Annotated in this window: 21 protein-coding genes; 11 read left to right on the top strand and 10 right to left on the bottom strand. The window is 32.3% G+C overall.

Annotated features, from left to right (window positions below):
- Window positions 1-3 precede the first annotated feature (3 nt).
- Window positions 4-816, bottom strand: a complete 813-nt coding sequence (locus MHI13_RS02315) for a metallophosphoesterase (RefSeq protein WP_017174982.1) — start codon at window positions 814-816, stop codon at window positions 4-6.
- A gap of 306 nt (window positions 817-1,122) precedes the next feature.
- On the opposite strand from MHI13_RS02315, the gene MHI13_RS02310 reads away from it, so the two are divergent.
- The gene (locus MHI13_RS02310) at window positions 1,123-2,523 is read left to right on the top strand and encodes an amino acid permease (RefSeq protein ID WP_070468509.1); all 1,401 of its coding nucleotides are present in this window, start codon (window positions 1,123-1,125) and stop codon (window positions 2,521-2,523) included.
- A gap of 134 nt (window positions 2,524-2,657) precedes the next feature.
- Window positions 2,658-4,754 carry a cation:proton antiporter gene (locus tag MHI13_RS02305; protein ID WP_070547895.1) on the top strand — a complete coding sequence of 699 codons (2,097 nt, stop codon included), beginning with the start codon at window positions 2,658-2,660 and terminating at the stop codon, window positions 4,752-4,754.
- A 53-nt stretch (window positions 4,755-4,807) separates the two neighbouring features.
- On the opposite strand, the gene MHI13_RS02300 is transcribed toward MHI13_RS02305, so the two are convergent.
- Entirely contained in the window at window positions 4,808-6,634 is a 1,827-nt protein-coding gene (locus MHI13_RS02300; RefSeq protein ID WP_017174985.1) for an APC family permease, read from the bottom strand.
- 272 nt (window positions 6,635-6,906) lie between these two features.
- Between MHI13_RS02300 and MHI13_RS02295 the strand changes: the two genes are divergently transcribed.
- Both MHI13_RS02295 and yidC read left to right on the top strand, forming a co-directional pair.
- Window positions 6,907-8,400 (top strand): serine hydrolase domain-containing protein, encoded by a 1,494-nt coding sequence (locus MHI13_RS02295; protein ID WP_049414010.1) that lies wholly within the window; start codon window positions 6,907-6,909, stop codon window positions 8,398-8,400.
- A 97-nt stretch (window positions 8,401-8,497) separates the two neighbouring features.
- Window positions 8,498-9,340 carry a membrane protein insertase YidC gene (yidC, locus tag MHI13_RS02290; RefSeq protein ID WP_017174987.1) on the top strand — a complete coding sequence of 281 codons (843 nt, stop codon included), beginning with the start codon at window positions 8,498-8,500 and terminating at the stop codon, window positions 9,338-9,340.
- Window positions 9,341-9,396: 56 nt separating this feature from the next.
- On the opposite strand, the gene MHI13_RS02285 is transcribed toward yidC, so the two are convergent.
- The 3 genes from MHI13_RS02285 to MHI13_RS02275 form a co-directional block, all read right to left on the bottom strand.
- Complete coding sequence (locus MHI13_RS02285) at window positions 9,397-9,870, bottom strand: DUF1440 domain-containing protein (protein WP_017174988.1); 474 nt, start codon at window positions 9,868-9,870, stop codon at window positions 9,397-9,399.
- Between the two features lie 100 nt (window positions 9,871-9,970).
- On the bottom strand, window positions 9,971-10,903 hold the full coding sequence (locus MHI13_RS02280) for a 2-dehydropantoate 2-reductase (protein ID WP_048678842.1): 933 nt from the start codon (window positions 10,901-10,903) through the stop codon (window positions 9,971-9,973).
- A 256-nt stretch (window positions 10,904-11,159) separates the two neighbouring features.
- Window positions 11,160-12,560: an MFS transporter gene (locus MHI13_RS02275; protein WP_017174990.1), complete on the bottom strand. Its 1,401-nt coding sequence runs from the start codon at window positions 12,558-12,560 to the stop codon at window positions 11,160-11,162.
- A gap of 264 nt (window positions 12,561-12,824) precedes the next feature.
- Here MHI13_RS02275 and MHI13_RS02270 point away from each other — a divergent pair, with 264 nt between their 5' ends.
- The 4 genes from MHI13_RS02270 (at window position 12,825) to lrgB (ending at window position 16,742) form a co-directional block, all read left to right on the top strand.
- Window positions 12,825-14,579 (top strand): sensor histidine kinase, encoded by a 1,755-nt coding sequence (locus MHI13_RS02270; RefSeq protein WP_070547893.1) that lies wholly within the window; start codon window positions 12,825-12,827, stop codon window positions 14,577-14,579.
- Complete coding sequence (locus MHI13_RS02265; RefSeq protein WP_017174992.1) at window positions 14,580-15,350, top strand: response regulator transcription factor LytR; 771 nt, start codon at window positions 14,580-14,582, stop codon at window positions 15,348-15,350.
- 235 nt (window positions 15,351-15,585) lie between these two features.
- Window positions 15,586-16,041, top strand: coding sequence for an antiholin-like murein hydrolase modulator LrgA (lrgA, locus tag MHI13_RS02260; RefSeq protein WP_340760989.1), 456 nt, complete (start codon window positions 15,586-15,588; stop codon window positions 16,039-16,041).
- Window positions 16,041-16,742, top strand: a complete 702-nt coding sequence (lrgB, locus tag MHI13_RS02255; RefSeq protein ID WP_002448343.1) for an antiholin-like protein LrgB — start codon at window positions 16,041-16,043, stop codon at window positions 16,740-16,742. The genes lrgA and lrgB overlap by 1 nt, the downstream gene beginning before the upstream one ends.
- Window positions 16,743-16,805: 63 nt before the next feature.
- On the opposite strand, the gene MHI13_RS02250 is transcribed toward lrgB, so the two are convergent.
- Genes MHI13_RS02250 through MHI13_RS02235 form a run of 4 tightly spaced genes read right to left on the bottom strand, consistent with a single transcriptional unit; the run spans window position 16,806 to window position 20,382 of the window.
- Window positions 16,806-17,483 (bottom strand): ABC transporter permease, encoded by a 678-nt coding sequence (locus MHI13_RS02250; protein WP_002448417.1) that lies wholly within the window; start codon window positions 17,481-17,483, stop codon window positions 16,806-16,808.
- Between the two features lie 2 nt (window positions 17,484-17,485).
- Complete coding sequence (locus MHI13_RS02245) at window positions 17,486-18,424, bottom strand: osmoprotectant ABC transporter substrate-binding protein (RefSeq protein ID WP_017174995.1); 939 nt, start codon at window positions 18,422-18,424, stop codon at window positions 17,486-17,488.
- A 24-nt stretch (window positions 18,425-18,448) separates the two neighbouring features.
- Window positions 18,449-19,084, bottom strand: coding sequence for an ABC transporter permease (locus tag MHI13_RS02240; RefSeq protein ID WP_017174996.1), 636 nt, complete (start codon window positions 19,082-19,084; stop codon window positions 18,449-18,451).
- On the bottom strand, window positions 19,084-20,382 hold the full coding sequence (locus tag MHI13_RS02235) for a betaine/proline/choline family ABC transporter ATP-binding protein (protein WP_017174997.1): 1,299 nt from the start codon (window positions 20,380-20,382) through the stop codon (window positions 19,084-19,086). The genes MHI13_RS02240 and MHI13_RS02235 overlap by 1 nt, the downstream gene beginning before the upstream one ends.
- A 447-nt stretch (window positions 20,383-20,829) precedes the next feature.
- On the opposite strand from MHI13_RS02235, the gene MHI13_RS02230 reads away from it, so the two are divergent.
- The 3 genes from MHI13_RS02230 (at window position 20,830) to MHI13_RS02220 (ending at window position 25,278) form a co-directional block, all read left to right on the top strand.
- Entirely contained in the window at window positions 20,830-21,885 is a 1,056-nt protein-coding gene (locus MHI13_RS02230; protein ID WP_029376761.1) for a 2,3-butanediol dehydrogenase, read from the top strand.
- A 298-nt stretch (window positions 21,886-22,183) separates the two neighbouring features.
- Window positions 22,184-23,827 (top strand): APC family permease, encoded by a 1,644-nt coding sequence (locus MHI13_RS02225; RefSeq protein ID WP_048762191.1) that lies wholly within the window; start codon window positions 22,184-22,186, stop codon window positions 23,825-23,827.
- 101 nt (window positions 23,828-23,928) lie between these two features.
- Window positions 23,929-25,278: a carboxylesterase family protein gene (locus MHI13_RS02220; RefSeq protein ID WP_145423078.1), complete on the top strand. Its 1,350-nt coding sequence runs from the start codon at window positions 23,929-23,931 to the stop codon at window positions 25,276-25,278.
- A gap of 48 nt (window positions 25,279-25,326) precedes the next feature.
- Here MHI13_RS02220 and MHI13_RS02215 read toward each other — a convergent pair whose 3' ends face one another.
- Window positions 25,327-26,502 carry an MFS transporter gene (locus tag MHI13_RS02215; RefSeq protein WP_048682568.1) on the bottom strand — a complete coding sequence of 392 codons (1,176 nt, stop codon included), beginning with the start codon at window positions 26,500-26,502 and terminating at the stop codon, window positions 25,327-25,329.
- Window positions 26,503-26,613 lie beyond the last annotated feature (111 nt).

Raw genomic sequence — 26,613 nt, 5'->3', positions numbered from 1 at the left:
TTTTTATTCTATTACAAAGTCTATTAATGCATGATTCATTTCTGAATATATATCTGCTGTTCGCCATTCTCTTTTATAACCTAAACAAGGACATAAAAAGGTTATATTATTTTCTACTAAAGATTTACGAAAATGAACATGCCCCATAATACTGTATTTAATCGGAAACTGTTGATATAATCGGTCGAAATCTGATGTACCTATAAATGCATTGAAAAAATCAAAAATACGATGAGGGGTAGGTACTACAAATTTAGAATGTGTCACAATATGTGTCATTAAAATAATTTGTTTATCTTGAAGTTGCTCCAATGCTTGTTTAACATGCTTAGCCGCCTTTTTGGATAAAATCGTATCATCTTCATCCCAATCGATTTTCACTTTATCTTGCCAAGTGGCCCCATAATATTTCCCTTTTTTTAATCGAGTTTCTTCAAACTTTTTATCAGCGTAACTGTAATCATACCAAGCAGTATGGCCTACAATAGCCCAATTATCATTAATTACATATGGATGATCCAACAAACACTCTGGCTTTGTTCTATAAAAATCATAAATATCTTGAGATGTCGTTCCATCCTCTGCTTTCCAATAATCATGATTTCCTGGAACAAATAATATGGGAATATGTAAAGCAGTTTTTAAATCTTTAATAAATTGATAGCTATCTCTAAAATAATTCGAAATATCTCCTGCAATTAATAGTAAGTCAATCTCTCTATGTTGAACTACTTTAATCAATGTTTCTAGATATACATTTGATTTTAGTTTAGGATGTCTGTCTATATGTAGATCAGAAATCGCTCCGATTCTCATTCCTCTACTCCTCTAATACATTTTTAAATTTTATCTATTATGCTATAGATTATTATAAATATAAATTATTCTGTTTTTCATAGTTGTATACACACATTTGTTTTTTTGAAAATTAAGAGTATAATAAAATTAACTTTTAACAAAGTTACATATTTAACAAAATTTAAAAAAGTAAACTTTTAAAAATCTGAATATTCTAATTAATTACAAATTGATCTTCACTCTTTTCCACTTTGTTAAACAAGTTTTTAAAATTTAAAGAAAGCGCTTACGTAATTATCGTGTGGCTTTCTGAGGGGGAAGTCTATGGCAAGACAGTTAGAAAGAGAATTAAGTAATAGACACATTCAATTAATTGCAATTGGTGGTGCTATTGGCACAGGATTATTTTTAGGTTCTGGACAAACGATTTCGTTAACAGGGCCATCCCTACTAATCACCTATCTAATTATTGGTATAGTGTTATTTGCTTTCATGAGAGCACTTGGAGAATTATTACTTAGTAATACACGTTTCAATTCATTTGTAGATATTGCCAACGAATATTTGGGACCATTCGGTGGTTTTGTCATTGGTTGGACATATTGGTTATCTTGGATTGTTTCAAGTATGTCTGATTTAACGGCAATGGGACAATATTTTAGTTTTTGGTTTCCAAACGTTCCTCACTGGCTAACTGTATTATTTATCGTACTCTTACTTATTTCATTTAATATGCTTGGTGCAAAATTATTTGGAGAGTTAGAATTTTGGTTCTCTATTATAAAAATTATTACTATTATTGCTATGATTATCGTTGGCTTAGTTATGATTTTCTTTTCATTTAAAACGTCATATGGACATGCGTCTTTTAGTAATCTTGTAAATCATGGTGGTATTTTTCCAAATGGACCAGCTGGATTTTTAATGTCATTCCAAATTGCTGTCTACTCATTTATCGGTATTGAACTAATAGGTGTTACAGCTGGAGAAACTAAGGATCCTCGCACAGTGATTCCAAAAGCAATTAATAATGTACCTGTTAGAATTTTATTATTCTATGTGGGAAGCTTACTTGTGATCATGTCAGTGATTCCTTGGAATAAGATTAACCCTGATGCAAGTCCATTTGTAATGTTATTTAGTATGATTGGCTTACCTTTTGCAGCAGGACTTGTTAACTTTGTCGTATTAACAGCAGCCGCTTCTGCAACGAACAGTGGTATTTATTCAAATAGTCGTATTTTATTTGGATTATCTAAACAAGGACTAGGACCCAAAATGTTAAGTAAGACAAATCATCATAGTGTGCCTTACTTATCAATGCTTGTATCTTCTGGGACATTACTTTTAGCCGCATTATTAAATTTTATCTTTCCAGATGCAATTCAATTATTTATTTATGTCACTACACTCTCAACTGTATTATTTATAGTTGTTTGGGCAATGATTATTATTTCTTACATTATATATGTACGAAAAAATCCTGAAGAACATAAACACAATAAATTTAAACTTCTAGGCGGTAAAGCACTGGCTTATGTTATTCTTGCATTTTTCTTGTTTGTATTTGTGTTATTGTTCTTTAGTGCTGATACGAGAGTAGCCATATTTATTTCACCAGTTTGGTTTATATTCTTATTCTTGTTCTATAAAAAGTATAAGAAAAATGCTGAATATTTAGCTGAAAAAACACGTCAGCAACCTCGAGAATCAATCAATCATTAGATATTTTATTAAGCGGAACTGAATTCAGTTTCGCTTTTCTATGTCTTAAGAATGACATATACTAAAATATCTCATTATTTTTTTAATCATGATAAAATATTAAGTATTTAAAAAAGAAAGGAGTCATAATACATATGGAATTGTTAGAAGCTTTTTTATTATTTATACTTGCCGTTATCATTAGTTCTATTATTTATCATCGCTTCCCCAACATTCCAACAGCTTTCATTCAAATTGCCTTAGGTGTAGCGCTATTCATCTTCCCCATTCCACTACATTTTAAATTTGAACCAGAAGTTTTTATGATGGCTGTCATTGCCCCACTCTTATTTGTGGAAGGGACACATGTTTCTAGAGAAAAGCTTTTAGAATACCGAAAACCTGTCGTGCTTATGGCCATGGGATTAGTATTTACAACTGTGATTGGAGTTGGCTTTTTCATTCATTGGATTTGGCCTAATTTACCGATGCCAGCTGCTTTTGCTATTGCAGCTATTTTATGTCCGACAGATGCAGTTGCTGTATCAGCCATTACTAAAGGTAAAGTATTACCCAAGGGGTCTATGGCAATTTTAGAAGGAGAGTCTCTATTAAATGATGCTGCAGGTATTATTTCTTTTAAAATTGCAGTGACTGCTCTGGTGACAGGTAGTTTTTCAGCTATAAATGCAATTGGTCAATTTCTACTCTCAACATTTCTTGGTATTTTAGTAGGTGCAATAATTGGCGCTTTAGTCGTCAGTTTACGTGTTTACCTCACTTCTAATAAAGGTTTAAAAGATAGTAATACATTGACTTTCATCCAATTACTTACTCCTTTTGTCATTTATTTTATTGCTGAAGAAGTTCATGCTTCTGGGATTATTGCAGTTGTGGTAGCTGGGTTGATTCATGGTTTAGAACGAGATCGTCTCATTCGCGCCCAAACTGAATTACAAATGAACTATAATCAAATTTGGAATACATTAAGTTATGCATTAAATGGCTTTGTCTTCGTCGTTTTAGGATATATTGTGCCAGAAGTTATTTTGGAAATTGTACGTAATGAACCACAAAATTTAGTTTTTCTAATTGTGGTAGCATTCCTTATAGCATTTGCCATCTATATCTTTAGATTTATTTGGGTCTATGTTTTGTTCAAAGATTTTTACTATCCGAAAAATGTTGAAGCATATCTCGATGACGAAGAAGAAACACAACCACCAAAACGGAGTCGTTATGCATTTATTATGACTTTGTGTGGCATTCATGGAACGATTTCATTGTCAATGGCATTAACATTACCATTCATTATTAACGGCAATCAGAACTTTGATCATAGAAATGATTTACTCTTTATTGCTTCAATGATGGTACTTATCAGTTTAATTTTTGCACAAATGATCCTTCCATTCATTACGCCATCCGAACAACAATCACACTTCAAAGGTATGAGTTATCAATCAGCTAAAATTTTCATGATTCAACATGTTATTCGCACATTAAAAGAAAAAGCAGATACACACAAAGATATTGATTATCGACCTATTCTGAATCAATATTTTAATGAATTATCATTTTTAATCGACATGGAAAGTGATGATAAAAATACGAAAGAATTACATCGATTAAGAGACATTGCAGAAGATGTTGAAACTGAGACGCTTCAACAGTTAATTAAACAGGAGCGTATTACTAAAAAAGATTTAAGTGATTATCGCAAAGTAATGGAATTAACACAATCATTTAGAGAAATGTCTTTTATTGAGAAATTGAATCGTTTTAGTAAGTTAATCATACTTAGATTTAAAGCGCGAAAAGATTCACGTAAAAGTGTGAATCAATCATCATTTGAACAACAACGCTATACTGACAGAAAAGAATTAAGACATAACTTTAAAAAAGTACAACACATCATACGTATTGTTAATCGTCAGGTGACTTTAAGACTTCAAGAAGAACAAAATAGCACAAATGTTCTCGAAGTCAGTTTAATTATCAACCAATATTATGCATTATCACGTAAGTTAAGACAACATCATAATCGAAAACGTCAAAGTGAGGAAAATAAATTCATGTATGAATTAAATACTCAACAACAATATGATGCCAAATTAGATGCATTGTATACTCAACGTCAAATTTTAGATGAATTGATTTCTAGAAATAAAGTTACAAATGAAATTGCCGCACAATTACGTGAAAATATTAACTATAATGAAATTGTACTTGCCAAGGAATTAAATCATTAATATATAGAAAGAACTCAAGAGACCTGTATCTCTCGAGTTCTTTTTATTTTCTTCTACTTTTGTAATTTATAAGGAACCGTCGCTAAAATAACATTTTTTTGATAGAATAAATGCATTTTTAATCGCAAACTCGTTTGATTGTGTAAAAAGTTATGCCATGGTTTTTTAGGAATAAATTCAGTGACAACCACTGTGATGACATAGTTTTGATCATTCGCTTTTTTATTAATTTTATCGATAAATCGAGAAATCGGACGAATGACACTGCGATATTCTGAGTGTAACGTCACTAGTCTAATATCTGGATATTGTTTATTCCATTTTTCAATAAATAAATTATCAGTTTGATCTCCGAAAGATACATGTACAGCAATCACATCATCTGCAATCATATGTGCATAATAAATAGATTTATTTAATGCTGTAGTGATCGTATTAACGGGTACAATCGCTAGATTTTTATCGACCACTGGCATATCTTGAACAATTTTAGTTGTGCTAAGTTGCTCAGCAATATCCTTGTAATGTCTATTAATACGCGTAAATATATATACAACAATCGGTAAAAAAATTAAGATTGGCCATACTTGGTTAAATTTCGTAATTAAGAAAATCATAAATACGATAAAAGTAATAGTACCCCCTATAGCATTTGCAATAAGTTTAGTAGACCATCCTTTTTCACGACCACGAATCCATTTTAAAACCATTCCATATTGAGCTAGTGTAAATGGAATAAACACACCTACTGCATATAAAGGAATAAGATTTTCAGTTTTACCATGGAAAAAGATAATAAGCAACATTGCACAAATGCCTAATGTAATAATTGAATTTGAATAACCTAAACGGTCTCCTCTTACGTTAAACATACGTGGCATATATTTATCTTTTGACATACTTGCAGCTAACATTGGAAAAGCTGTGAATCCAGTATTAGCTGCAAGGACAAGAATCATGACAGTCGTTACTTGTACAAAATAATATCCTACATTATGCCCTAAAATATTCATTGCAAGTTGAGATAATACAGTTGTTTCAGTCTGTGGCATAATACCATACCAATATGCTAATCCCACAATACCTACAAGTAAGAAAGCTAATATCATTCCCATAGTAATTAACGTTTTAACTGCATTTTTAGATCCAGGATCTTTAAAGTTTGTTACTGCATTCGAAATGGCTTCTACACCTGTTAGAGATGATGCACCTGAAGAAAATGCTTTAAGTAATAAAAATAATGTGACACCTGGCACTGCGGTTCCTACTGTCGCCTGCATATGAGGTTCTGCTTGTCCGGTTGCCACTTGCCATGTTCCAATAACAATCATGACTATTAATCCAATTATAAATAAATAAACTGGATAAGAGAGCACAGTTGCTGACTCTGTTAAACCACGTAAATTCATTATTAGAATAAATAGTACCAATAAACATGCAATGAATACTTTATAGTGATATAACCCTGGAAATGCTGCAACAAAAGCATCCGCACCTGATGAAATGCTTACTGCGACGGTTAAAATATAGTCTACTAATAAAGAGCCACCTGCAAGCAATCCCCATTTTTCTCCTAAATTTGTTTTAGAAACCATATACGCTCCTCCGCCTTTAGGATAAGCATATATAATTTGACGATATGATAGAATCAATGCTGCAAGTAGCACTAAAACAGCAGCCGCAATAGGTAATGTATACCAAGATGCAATAGCGCCAACCATAGATAAAGTAATTAAAATCTGTTCTGGACCATAAGCTACTGAAGATAATGCGTCAGAAGATAAAATTGCTAAAGCCTTAAAGTTACTTATTTTTTCATTTTTTAAGTCTCTATTTTTTTTTGGCTTACCAATAATAAGTCTTTTAAATTGAGTGAACATAATCCATCCTTACCTCTTTTTATATTCATTTTTAATGGATAAAATATACTCCTATTTAGTGAAAAAGTATACATTTACGTGGAAATAATATAGTATAAATTACATTTTAAGTAACTTTTTACAATTATATTTTTAGAGTATATCTTTTTTTACTAGTTATAAAGAGGTATCAACAGTATTTAATATTTGTATAGAGCGGTTTAAGTTTAAACTTGCTATACTATTTTTAGAGGTTTAATTTTAAGGAGTATTAAGTAAGGAAGTAAGGGAAAATGAGAAAAAATTTTATCATGCTTGGGATGATTTTATTAGTAGGAATCATTATTCTTTCCATAGCTATTAAATTAAAACCTAGTTATTCAATGTTTAGTCCATCGTCACAAAGTTATATCGATAACATGATTGTTAATAAAATGAAAGACGATCATATTCCAGGAATGTCCATTCTTATTGTAAAAAATAATAAGACGATTCTTAATAAAGGCTATGGTTTTTCAAATATTAAAAAGAAATCCAAAGTCACACCAAATACGCGTTTTGAAATTGCTTCAAATACCAAAGCATTTACGGGTTATGCAATAATGCAACTTGTTGAGGCACATAAAATCAATCTCAATGATAAAGTCAGTCATTATATTCCAGGTTTCTATATGAAATATAATCATAAAAAAGTAGATATCACAGTAGATCAATTGATTGCTCAAACAAGTGGTATTTCAGGAGACATCACAAATGATGACAAAATCACAAAAGACACAAACAGTCTAGAAGGCCTTGTTCATAGTATCAAAGGACGTAACTTAGATGCTAAACCTGGCAAGCAATTTGAATATTCCAATATGAATTATGATATTTTAGGTTTGATTGTTCAAAAGGCTTCACATCAATCATATGCGACTTACTTAAACACACATCTTTTCACTCCATTACATATGACACAATCAACTGTAAAGGAAAGTAATATGAAAAAGAACAATGATGCTCAAGGGTATGTAATCAAAAAAGGAAAAGCTTATGCTGATAGTCCTGAATTTAATTTAGGAGATAATCCAGCTGCCTATATGATGACGAACACGAAAGATTTAGCCTCTTGGTTGAAGTTTCAACTTAATCCGCCAAAAAAGGTAGCATCATTAGTTCAACTAACACATCAACCTAAAGTTAAAGCAATAGATAATTCTCAAGACGTTCACTATGCAACAGGTTGGTTTATTGATGATAATCATTCAGAAACAATTGTATATCATCCTGGCACACTTGAAAACTATTCTTCATATATTATTTTAAATCCAAAAAAAGATTATGGCATTGTAGTCCTTGCTAATAGCTATTCAAAAAATGTAGCCGAACTTGCACAGCATCTCAATACACAAATGAGTAATGGTCAACATATTAAAACGTTACAATATCTTATTAATCAGTGGAATATCCTATTTATCATCATCACTATTATTTTGCTAATAGCTGTAGCAAGTGTTTTTCTAATAATCTATCGTTTAATTTTTAAATTTAAGTCTATTCATTTTAAAACGATGTCTCGTGGATTACTCATCAAAATAAGTATGATGCTGTTAACTTTTACACTTATTTTAGCGATTCTCCACTTACTTCCAACACTCTTATTATCAAATTCTGATTGGCGTTTTATGATGTCATGGTTACCATTACAAGCGAAAATAACATTATTTAGCTTCGTCTTATTACTGACAAGTCTATGGAGTTATTTTATCCTAAACATCATAACGCGATCCAAACGACCAATATAATCTATTAAAACATGTATTTCTTCTTTTCTTCATTATTATGTTAAGCTTATATCACTAAGACTAAGATTATTAAAGACCAGTGTATAGGAGTTTAAATATGAAAAAGAAATGGTTCTTATTACCGATGGCCTTAATAATGCTTGCAGGTTGTGACTATTCTCATAAAGAAGAACAACACGGCCTATTTTATACTATATTTGTAAAACCGATGGATGCTTTACTTCATTTCTTAGGACATACATTCAATGAAAACTATGGTTTAGCTATTATCGTCATTGTATTTATATTGCGTTTAATACTGATGCCACTCATGTGTATTCAAGTAAAAAATATTCATGTTATTCGTGGCAAAACAGATGTCGTAAAACCAGAAATTAATAAAATCCAAGAAAAAATTAAAGAAGCTCAATCGCCTGAAGAACGACGTGCAGCAAATAAATTATTAATGAAAAAATATAATGAGTATGGAATCAATCCTTTTAAAAATTTAATTGGCACATTTCCAATTTTAATTCAAATTCCAATTCTTCTCGGATTATACACATCAATTAAATATCCAACAAGTGGTGGTATTACTCAGCATCCTCATTTTTTATGGTTTAATTTAATGCATACTGACATAATCATGACCATCATTGCAGCTGTGATGTATTTTATACAACCTCTTGTCAACTCAATTCATTATCCTAAAAATGAACGTCGATCTTATTATGTCATGATGGTCTTATCCCCTTTATTTATTACTTATGCATCATTACATTCAGCATCAGCGTTAAGTGTATATTGGGCTATAAGTGCAACGTTTTTAATTATTCAAATGCATTTTGCTCATAGCCATTATGCGAAAGTGGGTAAAATTGAGGGAGAAAAATTAAGACAACGCATAGAAACAAAGCGTCAAACTACTTCAGAAACATCCTCAAGCACTTCTAACCATTGATAAGATCAATTATATCAAAAAGGAAGCGCGTGACTATCACGCGCTTCCTTTTTTATTTATCGATGACTATTTCGTATTAAATCAATCGTATTCATCCAAACAATATGACCTAATAATTCTGAAATGCGTTCTTCTTTAGGTAAATCTTTAACTTGTGGTGTTAGATTTAATTTAGGCAGTATATATTCATGAAAAGCAATATGAATCAAAATACCGAAGAATGTACCTCTTAATGTCGCCACTTTTGGACACTTTTCAGCAAGTAATCCATATACCATAGCATTTGCAATTGAAAAGCCATAATGAATACCCATGACAGTTATAGGTATATCGTTCTCGTTATAACGGTACGTAGCATGTTTAACATTGTCAGGTAAATTCAATTTATGCAGTAATGTCATTGGTGGTGGTTCTTCTTCACGTTGTGGCGTTCTTGGAGGGATGAGTGCTTCCCATCCCATTTTAACTGCACCACTTAATAATCCGCCAATAACACCCGTCATGATAACTCTTTTCGTTGATTGTTTCATTAATTTCACAACTCCTTATCTCACTATATATTATATTTACCCTTAATGATTACAAATTAAAAAGTGAGTTAATCACTTTTAACTCACTTTTGCATTCTATTTACTTAGCTTGACGTTGCTCTTCTTTGGCATGTACCATGTTCGCTACAAATTGATTAATTGGCGCATCGATATGATGTTCTGAACCTAAGCGAGCCACTGCTCCGTTAATGTAATCAATTTCAGTACGTCGATTATTATTAATCAAATCTTGATACATTGATGGGAAATGTGGACCTACTTTATCATTTAAATCGACAAGATAGTGATAGACTTCATCTGCATTTAAATGTACACCATCAACAGTAGCAACTTCTACTATCTCTTTAGTAATGTCATATACAAGTTTTCTTGCATATTCACTTTCATTTAATGTTGATAAACGACATTCTAAAATTGTACATAGCGCATTTGCTGTCCCATTTACACAAATCTTCTTCCAAATAGATTGTTGCAAGTCTTCACTTTTATGTGGATTGAGCTTCGCTTGTTCTAATAGATTATATATCACTTCAACATTATTCTGTCCCTCTGGCACAAGAGAACCTATCTCTACTGGACCACTACCCATTAAATGAGTATGTCCAGGTGATTCTAAGCCGGCCGTCCACGTAGTTACACCACGAACAATACGTGATTTATCTACATAATTTACAATACGTTCTTCATGTTTTAGACCATTCATTGTACAAACCATAATTGTTGTATCATGAATATGTGGCTGGATATGTGTTAGCATGCTCTCAAGTTGCATAGCTTTTGTAAATAAAAATACAATATCAAATTGAAGATCACTTGGTATTTTTGTATCTTGATACATAGGAATATTTAAATGATAGTCTTCTCCATTTATATCAATATGTAAACCTTCATGTTTTACAGCTGTTGCTTGTGGCTCCCAACCATCAATGAGTGTCACATCATTACCTTGGCGATATAACATTGCACCGAAACCACTTCCCAACGCTCCTGAACCAGCAATTGCTATTTTCATAATATTCGACTCCTTCTTTTAATATTATTTTTAAAATACTACTTTAATAAAGTATCGTCAATAATATAAACAGAATATTCTAAATAATTTGATAAATTTAGAACTTTTTTTATTTTTCAATAATTGACGTAGAAGTCATTATCCCCCTGTATAAGTACTCATTATTATGTTTACATTTATTCTTTTATTCAATATAAAAAATCTGAGGTACTCTATTCGCACCTCAGATTTAAATTTTATTAATATCCAGTTTTAATTAAGCACGTTTAGCTTTATTTGGAATTAAGAAGAAAATGACAAAGAAAGCAGTTAAAACGATGATGGCATTAAAGAGTACGCCCGCTAAACCACCAAGTTCTAAATTCATTTTCGCTGCACAAACACCATAAATCGTACTTGATAAAGCTACACCAAATGCATTTCCTAGTGATGAAGCCATTTTATACAATCCAGAGGCAACACCCACTTTATCATCTGGCGCTTGATCAACTGCTGTATCTGTAGATGGTGTGGCATACATACCAAGCCCAATACCAAATAGTAGGTAACCAATAATACTTGAAATAATATAAAACAAATTAGGTAAGAAGGTGAGGGATAAAAGTAGTAACCCTAAAAATGTAAATCCACTACCTATAAGCAATGGCTTTTTAGCACCTAATTTTTGTAATAGTTTTTCACCTACACGAATCATTACAAGCACTGCTACTAAATAAGTGATAGAGATTAAACCTGCTTGTAATGAAGTGAAACCTAAATGACTTTGGTAATATGTATTTACTACGATAAGCGTACCACCTGCTACTCCATTTAGCATGAAGTTTGAAAGTGTAGCACCACTATATCCTTTATTCTTAAATAAACTAAAATCAACAAGTGGGTTCTCAGTTTTAAATTCACGAAGAACAAAGAATATACCAGCAATTAAAAATATTCCAAATAACGATAGAATGACAGGTGATAATAATCCACGATCAGAAGCTTGTGTTACCATCACATTGACACTTAATAATGTAATAACTAATAAAATCAAACCTATAAAATCAAATTTTGAACCGCTATTGTCTGTATCCGTATCTGGTTCATTTTTTGTTTCTGGCGTGTGTTTAATTAAGAAAAATGAAAGTATTGACAAAGCAATAGAAATAATAAAAATCCATTGCCATCCTATTGTTGAAGCGATAAATCCACCGAACAATGAACATATTCCACTTCCGCCCCATGAGCCAATAGACCAAAAACTTAATGCACGTTGTCTTTCTTTTCCTATGTAATATTCATTAATTATCGCAAGAGTTGATGGCATAATGAATGCACCTGATAAACCTTGCAAAGCACGTCCAATCAGTAATAACCATGGAACTGGTGTAATAATCAATAATAATGAACCAATGATATTTAAGCCTAGTCCCAAATAAGTCATTTTGACGCGACCAAATTTATCAGCAACATCTCCAGCACCTACAATAAACAAACCAGAAAATAAGGCAGATAAGCTCACTGCAATATTAATGGTACCCAAATCGGTATTAAATGATGATTGTAGTGTTGGCACAATATTAAGTAACGATTGCGCAAACAACCAAAATGTTAATACACTAATAATAATTCCAACGAGTAACCGATTATCTCCCTTAAATTCTTTTGAAGACTCCATTATAAAAAAATTCCTCCTACCTTGCCCAAAAACTATATAATTTTAAACTACATTAAAATTTTATCATAGCTTACTATAATGGGATATAAAAATCTTTTTTTCTTTTTAAATATTATTTTCCAAAATAAATTATCATTTAATATAAATTAAGTGCTAAGTATTTATAAGTGAACATTTTAAACTATCAACTTTAAATTTTCCATACTATAATAAAAAGTGTAGTAAAAATTTTGAATTTTATTAATATACTTAATAGGTGCAAAAATGTTTAATTTATTTATTTTATTACTTGAACGTGTAGGCTTAATTATTATTATTGCTTACATTTTAATGAATATTAATCACTTCAAGACGATTATGAGTGCACGTGAAAAATTACGTGCTCAAATAGAACTCACCATCTTATTTTCATTATTCGCAATTATTTCTAACTTTACTGGAATTGAAATTGAGCATGGCAAAATTATTTCTAGTAATATTTACTATCATCTAAATAATGAAACGTCACTTGCGAATACACGGGTATTAACGATTGGAATGTCTGGTTTAATTGGTGGTCCTTTTGTAGCGATTATCGTTGGTATTATCTCGGGCTTATCACGAATCCTCATTGGTGGCGCAAATGCTTATATTTACCTATTTTCATCAGTCATCATTGCATTAATTTCTGGATTTTATGGATATCGCACCATGAGACATAATCGCTATCCAACTGTTTTAATAGGTGCCATGATTGGATTAATAAACGAAAGTATTCAGATGGCTTGTATTTTAATTTTTGCTGATGATGTTTCTAATGCTTGGGCATTGGTAAAATTTATTGCTTTACCGATGATATTAATTAATAGTATTGGAACTGCGTTATTTTTATCTATTATTCTGTCTACTTTAAAACAAGAAGAGCAAACACGTGCAATTCAAACTCATGACGTCCTTGAATTAGCAAACAAAACACTACCTTATTTTCGTTCAGGATTAAATGAAAAATCTGCTCGTCCTGTAGCTGAAATTATACTGAGGCTAATGAAAGTATCTGCTGTGGCAATTACTAATAAAACCGATATTTTAACACACGTAGGCGCGGGTAGTGATCATCATGTCGCTAAAAAAGAAATCATTACTAATTTATCTAAAGAAGTCATACGTACAGGCCAATTAAAAGAAGCCAATTCAAAAGAGGACATTGGATGTAATAATCCGAATTGTCCACTTCGAGAAGCTATCGTTGTGCCCTTAATGACGAATGGAAACGTCGCAGGTACTTTAAAATTTTATTTTACAGACTATAATCATATTACGACATCAACTAAACAACTTGCTCGGGGTTTAGCAGATATTTTTTCAAGTCAATTAGAACTGGGACTGGCCGAAACGCAAAGTAAATTATTACGAGATGCTGAAATTAAGTCTCTACAAGCTCAAGTTAATCCACACTTTTTCTTTAATGCGATTAACACCATTTCAGCACTTGTACGTATTGACAGTGAAAAAGCACGCAAGTTACTTTTGCAATTGAGTCAATTTTTCAGATCAAACTTACAAGGTGCGCGTAATAGCACGATTACTTTAGAAAAAGAATTACAACAAGTCAAAGCATATTTATCATTAGAGCAAGCACGTTTTCCAGATCGATTTACAATTAAATATCATATTGATGATGCCTATAAACAAGTATTAATTCCACCATTCATCATTCAAATTTTGGTGGAAAATGCAATTAAACACGCATTCAAACATCGACGAAAAGATAACATTGTTTGTGTAGACGTTCAATACAAAGAAGCCTCATTAAAACTATCAGTTAGTGATAATGGACATGGTATAGCGCCTGAAAAATTACCCTCACTTGGACAAATCAGTGTGGCTTCAGAAACTGGAACTGGTAGTGCACTAGAAAACTTAAATCGCCGTCTCACTGGTTTATATGGTTCTAATGTAAAATTACACTTTGATACATCTAAGCACGGAACAACAGTATCCTGTATGATTCCATATCATTTAATCAAGGAGGAACGTTAAATGAGGACACTTATTGTTGACGATGAGCCATTAGCACGTAATGAATTACATTACTTATTAAATGAAATATCTGATTTCGAAATAATCGATGAAGCTGAAAATATTGAAGACACTTTAGAAAAACTGCTCTGTCACACCTATGATTTAGTGTTTTTAGATATTAATTTAATGGATGAAAATGGGATTGATTTAGCTCATAAAATTCGAAAAATGAAACAACCCCCTTATATCATTTTTGCTACGGCACATGATACGTTTGCAGTAAAAGCATTTGAATTAGATGCAGTTGATTATATATTAAAACCTTTTGAATTAGAACGAATTGAACAAGCAGTTCAAAAAGTAAAACGATTATTAAACGCTAAACAACAGATTCAAACATTGTCAGACCCTATCCACTCTCCACAATCACAAACGAATACTTCTTCTTATACTAATCATCAAAGTGTACTTCCTATCGAAGTGGATGAGCGTATTTATGTCATCAATTTAGACGATATTGTTGCAATTTCTGTGAACAATGGAATTTCGACTATTACGACTTTAAAAAAAACATATGAAACGACAGAACCGCTCAATTATTATGAGAAGAAATTACCTAAGCAGTTGTTTATAAAAATTCATAGAGCTACGATTATTAACAAGCAGTATATCGAAAGTGTCGAACACTGGTTTAATTATACGTATCAAGTGACAATGACAACGAATGTTAAATTTCAAGTTAGTCGTTCATTTATGAAATCATTTAAACAAGAAATTGGTCTTGCTTAATATATATTCTAAGTTAGCTTTTAACCTAACACTTCATATGATCAAGTGTTAGATTAAGAGCTTTTTTAATGCCATCATAGTTCATTTATTGTTCTATAAACACTTTCTGATTTTCAACTGGAAAATACTGCAACTCACCTATTAATTTTCGTAACTCACTTCTAAATCTAACTCAAGAAAGCGGTTTCATTTTATACTAACATCAAGAGAAAAGAAAAAGAGGGAGAGTATCAATATGGCGAAAAACAATTCAACTACCGCTAATACTCAAGGAAATAAGAAAGCAGGTAAAACTTTCAATTTCTTTATCCAAGTATTAACTATTGTTGCTGTATTATTTGTTTCAAAAATTATTGAATCATTTATTCCGTTTCCAATGCCTGCATCGGTAATCGGACTCGTATTATTATTTATTTTATTAAGTTCAGGAGTCGTAAAATTACGTCAAGTAGAGGGTGTGGGAACCGCTCTAACAAATAATATCGGCTTCTTATTCGTACCAGCCGGTGTATCAGTTATTAATTCGTTACCACTTTTAAGTCAACATCCAATTTTAATTATTCTATTAATTATTATTTCAACATTATTATTATTAGTCAGTGTGGGCTATGTATCACAATTATTTGTAACAAAAACATTATTCCCTACTGAAGAACAAAATGAAAAAACACGACTTAAGGAGGAAAACTAATGGCTGATCACTTAGGTATTACAACACCTTATTTTGGTATTTTAGTCTCATTAATTCCATATATTATTGCACAATATTTCTATAAAAAAACAAATGGCTTTTTCCTACTGGCACCTTTATTTGTAGCGATGGTGGCAGGAATTGTCTTTTTAAAAGTAACAGGTATTAGTTATGATAACTATAAAATTGGTGGAGATATTATCAACTTCTTCTTAGAAGCTGCAACAATTAGTTTCGCGATTCCACTTTATAAAAAACGTCAAGTACTTAGAAAGTATTGGTTACAAATTTTTGGTGGTATTGCTGTGGGTACACTAGTAGCTTTAATCTTAATCTATTTAGTTGCAACATTATTCCACTTAGGTGATCAAATTAGTGCGTCTATGTTACCTCAAGCTGCAACAACTGCGATTGCCTTACCAGTATCTGACGGTATCGGTGGTGTAAAAGAATTAACATCATTAGCAGTTATCCTTAACGCTGTCGTTATTTCAGCATTAGGTGGAAAAATTGTAAAAATGTTTAAAATTTCAAATCCAATTGCACGTGGTTTAGCTCTTGGTACAAGTGGACACACACTTGGTGTTGCCGCTGCTAAAGAACTAGGAGAAACAGAAGAATCAATGGGAAGTATTGCAGTAGTAATTGTAGGTGTGATTATTGTTGTAATCGTACCACCACTTGCTTCACTATTATTCTAATAAAAAAAGCGTTGCTGACGAACTAAGTAACAACTTAGTCATCGTCTAAGCAACGCTTTTAATTTATCTTAAACTTTGTACTTGTTTACTAGAACGATGTGTGGGATCTAATTTTTTCTCTAATAAACGTAGACCAATATCAATTAAAATCGCAATTAATGCAATTGGAATCGCACCTGCAAGAATAAAGACTGTACCATCAGTAGAATTCGTTCCACGAATAATAATGTCTCCTAGCGTCGGTGCACCAATAAATGAACCAATAGCAACAATTCCTATTGCTACAACAAGTGCAATACGAATACCACCGATGATTACAGATAGCGATAGTGGAAGCTCAATCATACGCATAACTTGGTTATTGGTCATTCCCATACCTTTACCTGCGTCTTTAATATTGTAGTCAACTTCTGTAATACCTGTGTAGGTGTTTTTTATGATCGGTAGCAAGGCATATAAAAATACTGCAAATACAACTGTTGATGGACCGAGTCCTAACGCCAACATAAGTATGGCAAGCATTGCAATAGCTGGCACGGTTTGAATAATATTAGCAATAGTAATCACTGGCCATGCTATTTTTGAATAACGTGCAATTAAAATACCAATTGGAATGCCAATAATACATGCAAACAATACTCCATATATAGACATCAATAAATGTTTAAAAAAGAGTTCCATCAGATAGCCAAAATTCAAAGTGTAATATTCATAAAGCGAACTTAACACATTCCCTTTCACTGTTATTGACCACCTTTCTTATCTTCAAAATAGTTATGTTTTTTAATAAATTCTTCTGCAATGACGGCTGGTTCTTTTCCTTTTCCATCTGCTTCATAATTCAGTTTTTGCATTTCTTTTGTACTTATTGTATTTTCTAATTTTGTTAAAGCTTTATCAATCTCTGGATGGTCTTTAATTAATTCTTCTGTGGCTAATGGACTGCCATCATATGGAGGGAAAAAGTTACGGTCATCTTTTAAGATTTTCAAATTATATGCCGCAATACGTCCGTCTGTGGAGTAACCAACGGCAATATCTAATTTTTTGTTTTTAAGTGCATCATACACTAAACCAATTTGCATTGGACGTGCACTTTTGAACTTAAAGCCATACTCTTTTTGGAAAGCTGGGTATCCATCTCCGGCACGATTCATCCATTGCGTATCCATACCCAAGCGTAACTGATCTTTATATTTTTCTAAGTCTGATACTTTTTCTAAGTGATATTTATCAGCAGTTTCTTTTGTTACCATAAACGCATACGTGTTTTCAAAGCCAAGTGAATGATAATATTTTTGATCATATTTCTTTTTAAATAATCGCTGTGACTCATCCATGGCTTTATTCGCATCTCTAGTTGGGGGTGCATCGAGTACACTGGTTAACTCTGTTCCTGTAAAACGCACCGCTGACATATTAGCATCTCCACGCATAAGTGCATTATGTTGAACAATACTTGAACCTAAATTTCCAATAATGATTGGTTTGATATCTCCATTTGTATAATGTTCAATCATTAATTTCTCAATATTTGCTACTATTTTGGTTTCACTACTTTCAGTCGCTGTAATTTTCACACTGTCTTTCGAATTACTGTCACCTAAACCGGGTAAGCCGCATCCAGATAATACTACGAGAGACAATGCAAGAACGATAAATATATATTTAATATCTTTCATAGCTGTTCATTCCTCCCTTTTAAACTATCTAGATACTTTAAGACCTTTAGGTACAGCCCATTTTTCAACTAAAGATAATAAGAAATCCACAATCAGTGCCAAGCAAGTCACTAAAATTGTAGCACTAATAATCATTGGTGGTTCATAGAGAGTTAAGCCATTAAATACTAAATCACCTAAACCACCTGCACCAATATAACTCGCAAGTGTAGCCCAGCTAATGACATATACACTTGCAAGACGTATACCACTAATAATTAATGGTAAGGCAAGGGGTAATTCCACATCTTTCATTAATTGAAGTTTTGTCATCCCCATACTTGTTCCAGCTTCAATAATGTTTTTATCAATATTTTGAACTCCTAATACTGTATTATTTAAGATAGGTAATAATACATAGATAAATAAAGCTACAATTGCTGGTGTCTTACCTACACCAAAAATTGGAATCATAAGCGCTAAAATGGCAAGTGTTGGTACCGTTTGAAGTACACCTGCAATAGTCAATACAACATTCGCCGTACGTTTTGTTTTTGATAATAAAATACCAAGTGGTACAGCTACGACAATAGCAATAAGTAACGAAATAATAGAAATATAGAAATGTTCTATCGTTTTCGATACGAGTTCTTCTCCGTATTGTGCAAAAAAGTCTCTCATTAACGATCCACTCCCGTATCATCCGTATTATGGGTATGTTCTCTATCTGTTCCGTTCATAATATCTTCATGATAACGTTGTGTACCTTGTGTTGTTAAACGTTGTTGTGTTTCATTTTGACGTTCATTCTCTCGCTCAACTTCATTTGAATAGGTTTTAGAAGAGTGACTCGTTTCATTCTCTTCACCCCAAATGGAGTCATACACAATATCTACTAAGTTTGCTCGTGTAATCAGTCCAATTAATGTATCATGATCATCTACTACAGGCACATTACGTACATTACGCTTTAAAATAGTTCGCACTGAATCTTGTAGTTTTGAATCGATATGTACTTTATAAACATCACGCTGCATCGTATCAATTAATTCTTTACCTTGACGTAATCCTTGATTTATATCTTCAATATCTAAAAACCCTAAAAGACGATGTTTATTATTCACTACAAAAATAGTGTCTATACGATGGGTTCTCATAATATTGACTGCATCATTAAGAGAATCGTCAGCTTGAATAGTAATTGGTTTGATCATTGCATCTTCAACCGTTCTCATGTTTGGTCGATCTTGAATCAGTCTATTTTGTCCAATAAATTCTCTAACAAAATCATTTGCTGGATATCTTAAAACATTGTCCGGTGTATCATATTGAACGATCTGGCCTTTCGACATAATACAAATTTTGTCTGCTAGCTTAATCGCTTCATCCATATCATGAGTTACAAAAATAAACGTTTTTCCTAACTTTTTTTGTAAATCTTTAACTAAATCTTGTAACGTATCTCTAGTTATAGGATCTAATGCACCGAACGGTTCGTCCATCAAAATAATGTCTTGTTCTGCTGCAAGCGCTCTAACTACACCAATACGTTGTTGTTGTCCACCCGACAGTTCAGACGGATAACGATCTAAGTAATCCTCAGGTAAATCGACTAATTTAATCAACTCTTTTGCTTTAGCATCTTTCTTTTCTTTAGACCATTTTAAAAGTTTTGGAACGAGCACAATATTTTCTCTGATAGTCATATGTGGCATTAATCCAATTTGTTGAATCACGTATCCAATACTACGACGTAATTCTACTGGATTCATGTTACGTACATCTTTACCATTCATTTCAATTGAACCCTCTGTAGGTTCAATCATGCGATTAATCATTCTTAATGCTGTTGTTTTACCACTACCACTTGTTCCAATAAATGCAACAAATTCTCCAGCTTCAATATTTAAAGAAATATTATCGACTGCTTTCTTATTTCCAGAATAAATTTTAGTAAGGTTCTTTATACTAAGCGTCATAGGATGTCCCCTTCTATCGTATTAATGATGGAAAATTTTAAATACAAAAAAGCCAAAGTATTCTATTTTTGATTGTCTCAATCAAGAACCATATGGCCATTGCGTAATAAAGTTTTAAAAAATTGCATTTTAATAGAAATCGTTAAAATTCCACCACCTATACTTATATACCCTTTATAATTTTTTGAAACATTATTTATATGTAATAATTAATTTTTTTACCTAATTATTTTTTTAAGTTTTTAAATTTAACATTACTTATATACAACTATTCTTTGTAAATAGTACATTCCAACTTTTTTATATTGTCTACAATTAAAGTTCGAAAAATTGTCAAATTTTTCTAAAGTGTTTAACAATTCATTTATATATATTTGAATTTCTGAGTTCCTCGTATTAATCTATAATTACAAAGTGTTTTTTATTATGAAAGGGATGTTATATATCATGAAAGCAGCAGTATGGTATGGTCAAAAAGATGTTCGCGTTGAAGATCGTGAACCAAAAGAATTAAAAGATAACGAAGTAAAAGTTAAAGTATCTTGGGCTGGTATTTGTGGTACTGACTTACACGAATATTTAGAAGGTCCAGTATTTATTTCAACTGACAAACCTGATCCATTCTTAGGTCAAAAAGCACCTGTAACTTTAGGACATGAATTCTCAGGTATCGTTGAAGAAGTGGGGAAAGACGTTACAAAATATAAAAAAGGTGACCGTGTCGTTGTAAACCCAACTGTTTCTGCACGTGAAAAAGAAGAAAATTTAGATTTATATGATGGGTATACATTCATCGGATTGGGTTCAGATGGTGGTTTCGCTGAATTTACTAATGCACCTGAAGACAATGTGTATCACTTACCTGAAAATGTGTCTGCTCAAGAAGGTGCATTAGTTGAACCAACAGCAGTAGCAGTGCAAGCTGTTAAAGAAGGTAACTTATTATTTGGTGATACAGTGGCTATCTTTGGTGCAGGTCCAATTGGTTTATTAACAGTCGTTGCAGCTAAAGCAGCTGGTGCTAGTAAAATCTTTGTATTTGATTTATCAGAAGAACGTTTAGCTAAAGCTAAAGAAGTGGGCGCAACTCACGTTGTAAACTCTGGTAATACTGACCCATTAGAATTCGTAAACGAACATACTGAAAACGGTGTAGATGTAACCTTTGAAGTAGCTGGTGTTGGCGTAACATTAGCACAATCTGTAAAAGTAACACGCCCAAGAGGTAGTGTTGTCATTGTTTCAATCTTTGCACACGAAGTTAACTTTGATCCAATGTTATTGACAAACTCTGGTGTTAAATTAACGTCTACTATTGCTTATACACCAACAACATTCCAACAAACAATTGATTTAATCGCAAATGGCAGCTTAGATGTTAAGAGCGTTGTCACAGATAAAATTGAATTAGCTGACATCGTTGAATCAGGATTCAATCAATTAGTTAATGATAAATCACAAGCTAAAATCCTAGTTAAATTAAATGGTGACCAAAAATATTAATTAAATGTTTTAACCCTGTAAAGAAAACTTCTTTACAGGGTTTTTTGTATTATTTCAAATCATAAGATTCTATGCCTATCATCTCTATTTTTATTTATCATTTATTCCCTTTCTACATCGGTTTCACTACATACTTTTTCATAACATTATCATCATTATATTATAGAAAAAATTTAATAAACTCCTTTTAATAATATTTTGAAATCTCTTAAATATTTAGTTTGACTAATTAAATGATAAGCGTATAATTATATCGTGTTTTTTTTATAAAAAATAAAATAAATTAAAAGGAGTATTTATGGGAAAGAATAAAAACGATAATAAAATTAGCTTGACGCAACTCGTGTTACTCGGTTTAGGTTCGTTAATTGGTTCTGGTTGGCTCTTTGGAGCTTGGGAAGCATCTTCAGTTGCTGGACCAGCAGCCATTATCTCATGGGTCATAGGCTTCATAGTTATTGGAACGATTTCTTATAACTATATTGAAATAGGAACAATGTTTCCACAATCTGGTGGCATGAGTAACTATGCTCAATATACACATGGTTCATTACTTGGCTTCATTGCTGCATGGGCAAATTGGGTCTCACTCGTAACGATTATTCCAATTGAAGCAGTATCTGCAGTCCAATATATCAGCTCTTGGCCTTGGGACTGGGCTAAGCCAACTCAGGCATTGATGCATAATGGTTCTATAAGTACAGTTGGTTTATTTGTTGTTTACATTATCATCATTGTCTTTTCATTATTAAATTATTGGTCTGTAAAATTATTAACCTCATTTACAAGTTTAATTTCTGTATTTAAATTAGGGGTGCCACTCCTAACAATTATTATGTTAACGATCTCAGGGTTTGATGCAGGAAACTATGGTCATTCCTTGAATACATTTATGCCATATGGTAGTGCTCCTATCTTTGCAGCAACAACAACATCAGGTATTATCTTCTCATTTAATGCATTCCAAACGATCATTAATATGGGCTCAGAAATTAAAAATCCTGAGAAAAACATTGCACGTGGTATCGGCATTTCACTAATATTAAGTGCAATTTTATATATTATCTTACAAAGTACATTTATCACTTCAATGCCACAATCAATGATTCATTCACATGGTTGGCACGGTATTAACTTTAATTCACCATTTGCAGACATGGCAATTTTATTAAGTATTAATTGGTTAGCCATTTTACTTTATATTGAAGCCGTAGTATCTCCATTTGGTACTGGTGTATCATTTGTAGCCATTACTGGTCGCGTATTAAGCGCTATGGAAAAAAATGGTCATATTCCTAAATTCTTAGGAAAAATTAATTCAAAATATAATATTCCACGTGTTGCGATTGCATTTAATGCTGTCATGAGTATGATCATGGTAACGTTATTCCGCGATTGGGGGGTACTTGCAGCTGTTATTTCAACTGCAACATTAGTAGCCTATCTTACAGGTCCTACTACCGTTATTGCGTTACGTAAAATGGGGCCTAAATTGCATCGTCCCTTCCGTGGTAAATTATTAAAAATCATGGCACCTTTATCATTCGTATTAGCATCATTGGCCATTTATTGGGCAATGTGGCCTACTACAGCAGAAGTTATTTTAATTATTATTTTAGGTTTACCAATTTACTTCTTCTATGAATATAAAATGAATTGGAAAAATACTAAAAAGCAAATTGGCGGTAGCTTATGGATTATTGTCTATCTTATTTTATTAGCTGCTATGTCATTTATAGGTAGTAAAGAATTTAAAGGTATGAACTGGATTCACTACCCATATGACTTTATTGCTATTATTGTGTTGTCCCTCATTTTTTATAAAATTGGTTCTTCAAGTCACTTCAATAGTATTTACTTCAAACGTGCTAAGAAAATCAATAAAAAAATGAAAGATGGTTCGCCAGAAGAAGCGGAAGCAGCTGCTAAAGGTAACGAATAATCATTCAAACGTCTGAAACAAGTTAGAGAATAGTCTCAACTTGCTTCAGACGTTTTTTTTAATGTTATATTAGATATAAGATAAGTATGGAGATGATACTGTTGACCTTAATTAAAACACATGGCGGAGATATTAAAGGCTATACTAAAAAGAAAATTAATTACTTTCTCGGGATTCCTTATGCTAATCAACCTATCAATGAACATCGATTTAAACACTCGAAATGCTTAAAAACTTGGAATAAGACCATTGAAGCAACATCGTTTAAATCTATACCACCACAACCCTACAACAAACTCGAAACCTTCTTCTCATCACATGCTCAATTATTTAATCAAAGTGAAGACTGTTTATATTTAAATATTTGGTGTCAAAATAATCAATATAACAATAAGCCTGTCATTATCTATTTTTATGGTGGTGGCTTTGTGAACGGACATGGTTCTCAGGAACTTTATACACCTGAACATATTGTTGAACAACATGATGTCATTGTCATTACGTTTAATTATCGTTTAGGTGCTTTAGGATTTTTAGACTGGTCTTACTTCAATAGCGATTATAATAAAAACAATGGTTTGTCTGATCAAATTAATGCACTCAAATGGATACATACGTTTATTAAATATTTCGGTGGAAATTCAAACAATATAACATTAATGGGACAGTCTGCTGGTAGTATGAGTATTATGGCATTAATGCAACGACCAGAATTAGATAAATACTATCATCAAGTGATGTTATTAAGTGGAACGCTACGTCTTGATTCTCATTTATTAGGACAAAAGAAAGCAGCCCATTTTGCCTATCTGAAAGATACCTATTTTCCTAAAAAAAGAATGACTCATTTAACAACTTTAGAGATATTATCATTAATGGCTTATGATGAAGCATCACGCGGAAAATCAAAAGGTCTTGAATTGATTTATGCACCTATTCAAGAGTCAAACATGTCTTGTCCCCTTTCTCAATTTACTAAACCGGTTGTTATAGGTACTACGAAAGAGGAAGGCAATATTTATATTCGCAATGAATCTAGAAAATTATCACCTGAGCGCTTTGTGGAAGTCATGACATTAAATGATATACACCTTCACATTTCTCAAGCTCAAACTGGTAAAGACCAAGCCCGTATGGTGACAACGCATTATTTTGAAACACCTGCAATTTCATTTTTAAATCAACTTGACAACAATCTCCATTGTTGGAAATTACGTTTTGACTGGTGCCTTTCTAATGCATCACCGTTTCAATCTGCTTATCATATTTTAGATTTAGTGTTTTGGTTTGGAAAATTAGAGATTTTAAAAGCGCATGGTGTGAACTCATTAGAACATGAACGTCATCTCAGTAAACACATGATAGATGATTTAATCTATTTTGCGACATACCACACTATGCCGTGGCCATCTTATTCTCCTCAAACACCTTATTGTTATATATATAAATAAAAAGAAGCGGAACAATGAATTCAAAATGAATTCTGTTCCACTTCCTACTTAATTTTTTATATAAGACATATTTTTTAAACTTATGACAATAATAAGACCCATAGCTCCAACCATCGCGCTCACAATCGTGACTGCTTGAACAGAGATATTTGAAACAACGAGTCCTCCAATAATGCCCCCAAATCCTATTCCCGCATTCAGACTCGACATATTCCAACTCATCACTTGACTCGTATCACCTTCAACGTGTTCAATTATACCACTTTGAATTGCTGGGTTGGTACTCCACTGTACAATATTCCATATAAACAATCCAATTAATAATAGGGTAACAGTATGCAAAATAAGATTCATTATCAACATCATAACTATAAAAATAGAAAAGGCAATGATTAGCCAACGTTTACTGCTAAGTTTATCTGCTAATATGCCACCTAACGACGTACCAATCACTCCTGCAATCCCATTCACTAATAACGCCAATGATACAAATCCCATTTGATGACCATGATTCAAAATAAGAGGATTAATATAAACAAATGTCACAGAATTTGCTACTAAAATTAAAAAAGTAATTGCTAAATATTTGACTACCTCCACCGGTCTTAAAATTTTAGATGTATTTAGCTGTTTATTTGAAGTTGAACCCCATTGACGTTGAACTTGATTTAATTCTGATGTTGATGGTAAATACACCATCATCAGTACACCGGCGATCACACTCACAATAATAATAAATAAGAACGTAAATCTCCAACCTATTGCATCCCCAATCATCGTACCGATCGGGACGCCAAATACGTTAGCCCCACTAAATCCAGTATAAACGACACCAATCATTTTTCCTCTGTTTTTAGGTATCGTTAACATCGCTGTTAAAGCTAAGACTTTAACGATAATGAGTGACGCGGCTGCTGAAGATAAGATACGTCCAATCACTAAAATAGTAAAGTTAGGCGCCACCGCAATCATGGCATTTCCAATGATAAATGCAACGAGTGTCCATAATAAGACCGGTCGTACTGCAAAGCGATTCGTAAGCTTAACAAGTATGGGGCCACAAATAGCAAATGTTAATGCATATAAAGTCACAAGCTGACCAATAATCGCTTCAGAGACACCGAGATCTCCACTCATTAAATTCATAATTCCTGCAACCATCATCTCAACCATACCGACGATAAACACACTAATAATGAAGGTTGCCACTCGCATGACAGACATGCATAGAACTCCTTTCTTTATATATTTTGGTATAAAAAAACAGTTACGCAATGGTAACCTTTATCATTCGTAACTGTTTCATTATATAATAATTTTTTAAATTTTTGTGCG

Source organism: Staphylococcus sp. FSL K6-0223, assembly GCF_038008285.1.
This window is presented reverse-complemented; position numbering and strand designations above follow the sequence as displayed.

Coding starts and splice junctions, on each gene's coding strand:
- MHI13_RS02315 (WP_017174982.1), bottom strand. CDS start 816: ATGAGAATCGGAGCGATTTCTGATCTACATATAGACAGACATCCTAAA.
- MHI13_RS02310 (WP_070468509.1), top strand. CDS start 1,123: ATGGCAAGACAGTTAGAAAGAGAATTAAGTAATAGACACATTCAATTA.
- MHI13_RS02305 (WP_070547895.1), top strand. CDS start 2,658: ATGGAATTGTTAGAAGCTTTTTTATTATTTATACTTGCCGTTATCATT.
- MHI13_RS02300 (WP_017174985.1), bottom strand. CDS start 6,634: ATGTTCACTCAATTTAAAAGACTTATTATTGGTAAGCCAAAAAAAAAT.
- MHI13_RS02295 (WP_049414010.1), top strand. CDS start 6,907: ATGAGAAAAAATTTTATCATGCTTGGGATGATTTTATTAGTAGGAATC.
- yidC (WP_017174987.1), top strand. CDS start 8,498: ATGAAAAAGAAATGGTTCTTATTACCGATGGCCTTAATAATGCTTGCA.
- MHI13_RS02285 (WP_017174988.1), bottom strand. CDS start 9,870: ATGAAACAATCAACGAAAAGAGTTATCATGACGGGTGTTATTGGCGGA.
- MHI13_RS02280 (WP_048678842.1), bottom strand. CDS start 10,903: ATGAAAATAGCAATTGCTGGTTCAGGAGCGTTGGGAAGTGGTTTCGGT.
- MHI13_RS02275 (WP_017174990.1), bottom strand. CDS start 12,560: ATGGAGTCTTCAAAAGAATTTAAGGGAGATAATCGGTTACTCGTTGGA.
- MHI13_RS02270 (WP_070547893.1), top strand. CDS start 12,825: ATGTTTAATTTATTTATTTTATTACTTGAACGTGTAGGCTTAATTATT.
- MHI13_RS02265 (WP_017174992.1), top strand. CDS start 14,580: ATGAGGACACTTATTGTTGACGATGAGCCATTAGCACGTAATGAATTA.
- lrgA (WP_340760989.1), top strand. CDS start 15,586: ATGGCGAAAAACAATTCAACTACCGCTAATACTCAAGGAAATAAGAAA.
- lrgB (WP_002448343.1), top strand. CDS start 16,041: ATGGCTGATCACTTAGGTATTACAACACCTTATTTTGGTATTTTAGTC.
- MHI13_RS02245 (WP_017174995.1), bottom strand. CDS start 18,424: ATGAAAGATATTAAATATATATTTATCGTTCTTGCATTGTCTCTCGTA.
- MHI13_RS02240 (WP_017174996.1), bottom strand. CDS start 19,084: ATGAGAGACTTTTTTGCACAATACGGAGAAGAACTCGTATCGAAAACG.
- MHI13_RS02235 (WP_017174997.1), bottom strand. CDS start 20,382: ATGACGCTTAGTATAAAGAACCTTACTAAAATTTATTCTGGAAATAAG.
- MHI13_RS02230 (WP_029376761.1), top strand. CDS start 20,830: ATGAAAGCAGCAGTATGGTATGGTCAAAAAGATGTTCGCGTTGAAGAT.
- MHI13_RS02225 (WP_048762191.1), top strand. CDS start 22,184: ATGGGAAAGAATAAAAACGATAATAAAATTAGCTTGACGCAACTCGTG.
- MHI13_RS02215 (WP_048682568.1), bottom strand. CDS start 26,502: ATGTCTGTCATGCGAGTGGCAACCTTCATTATTAGTGTGTTTATCGTC.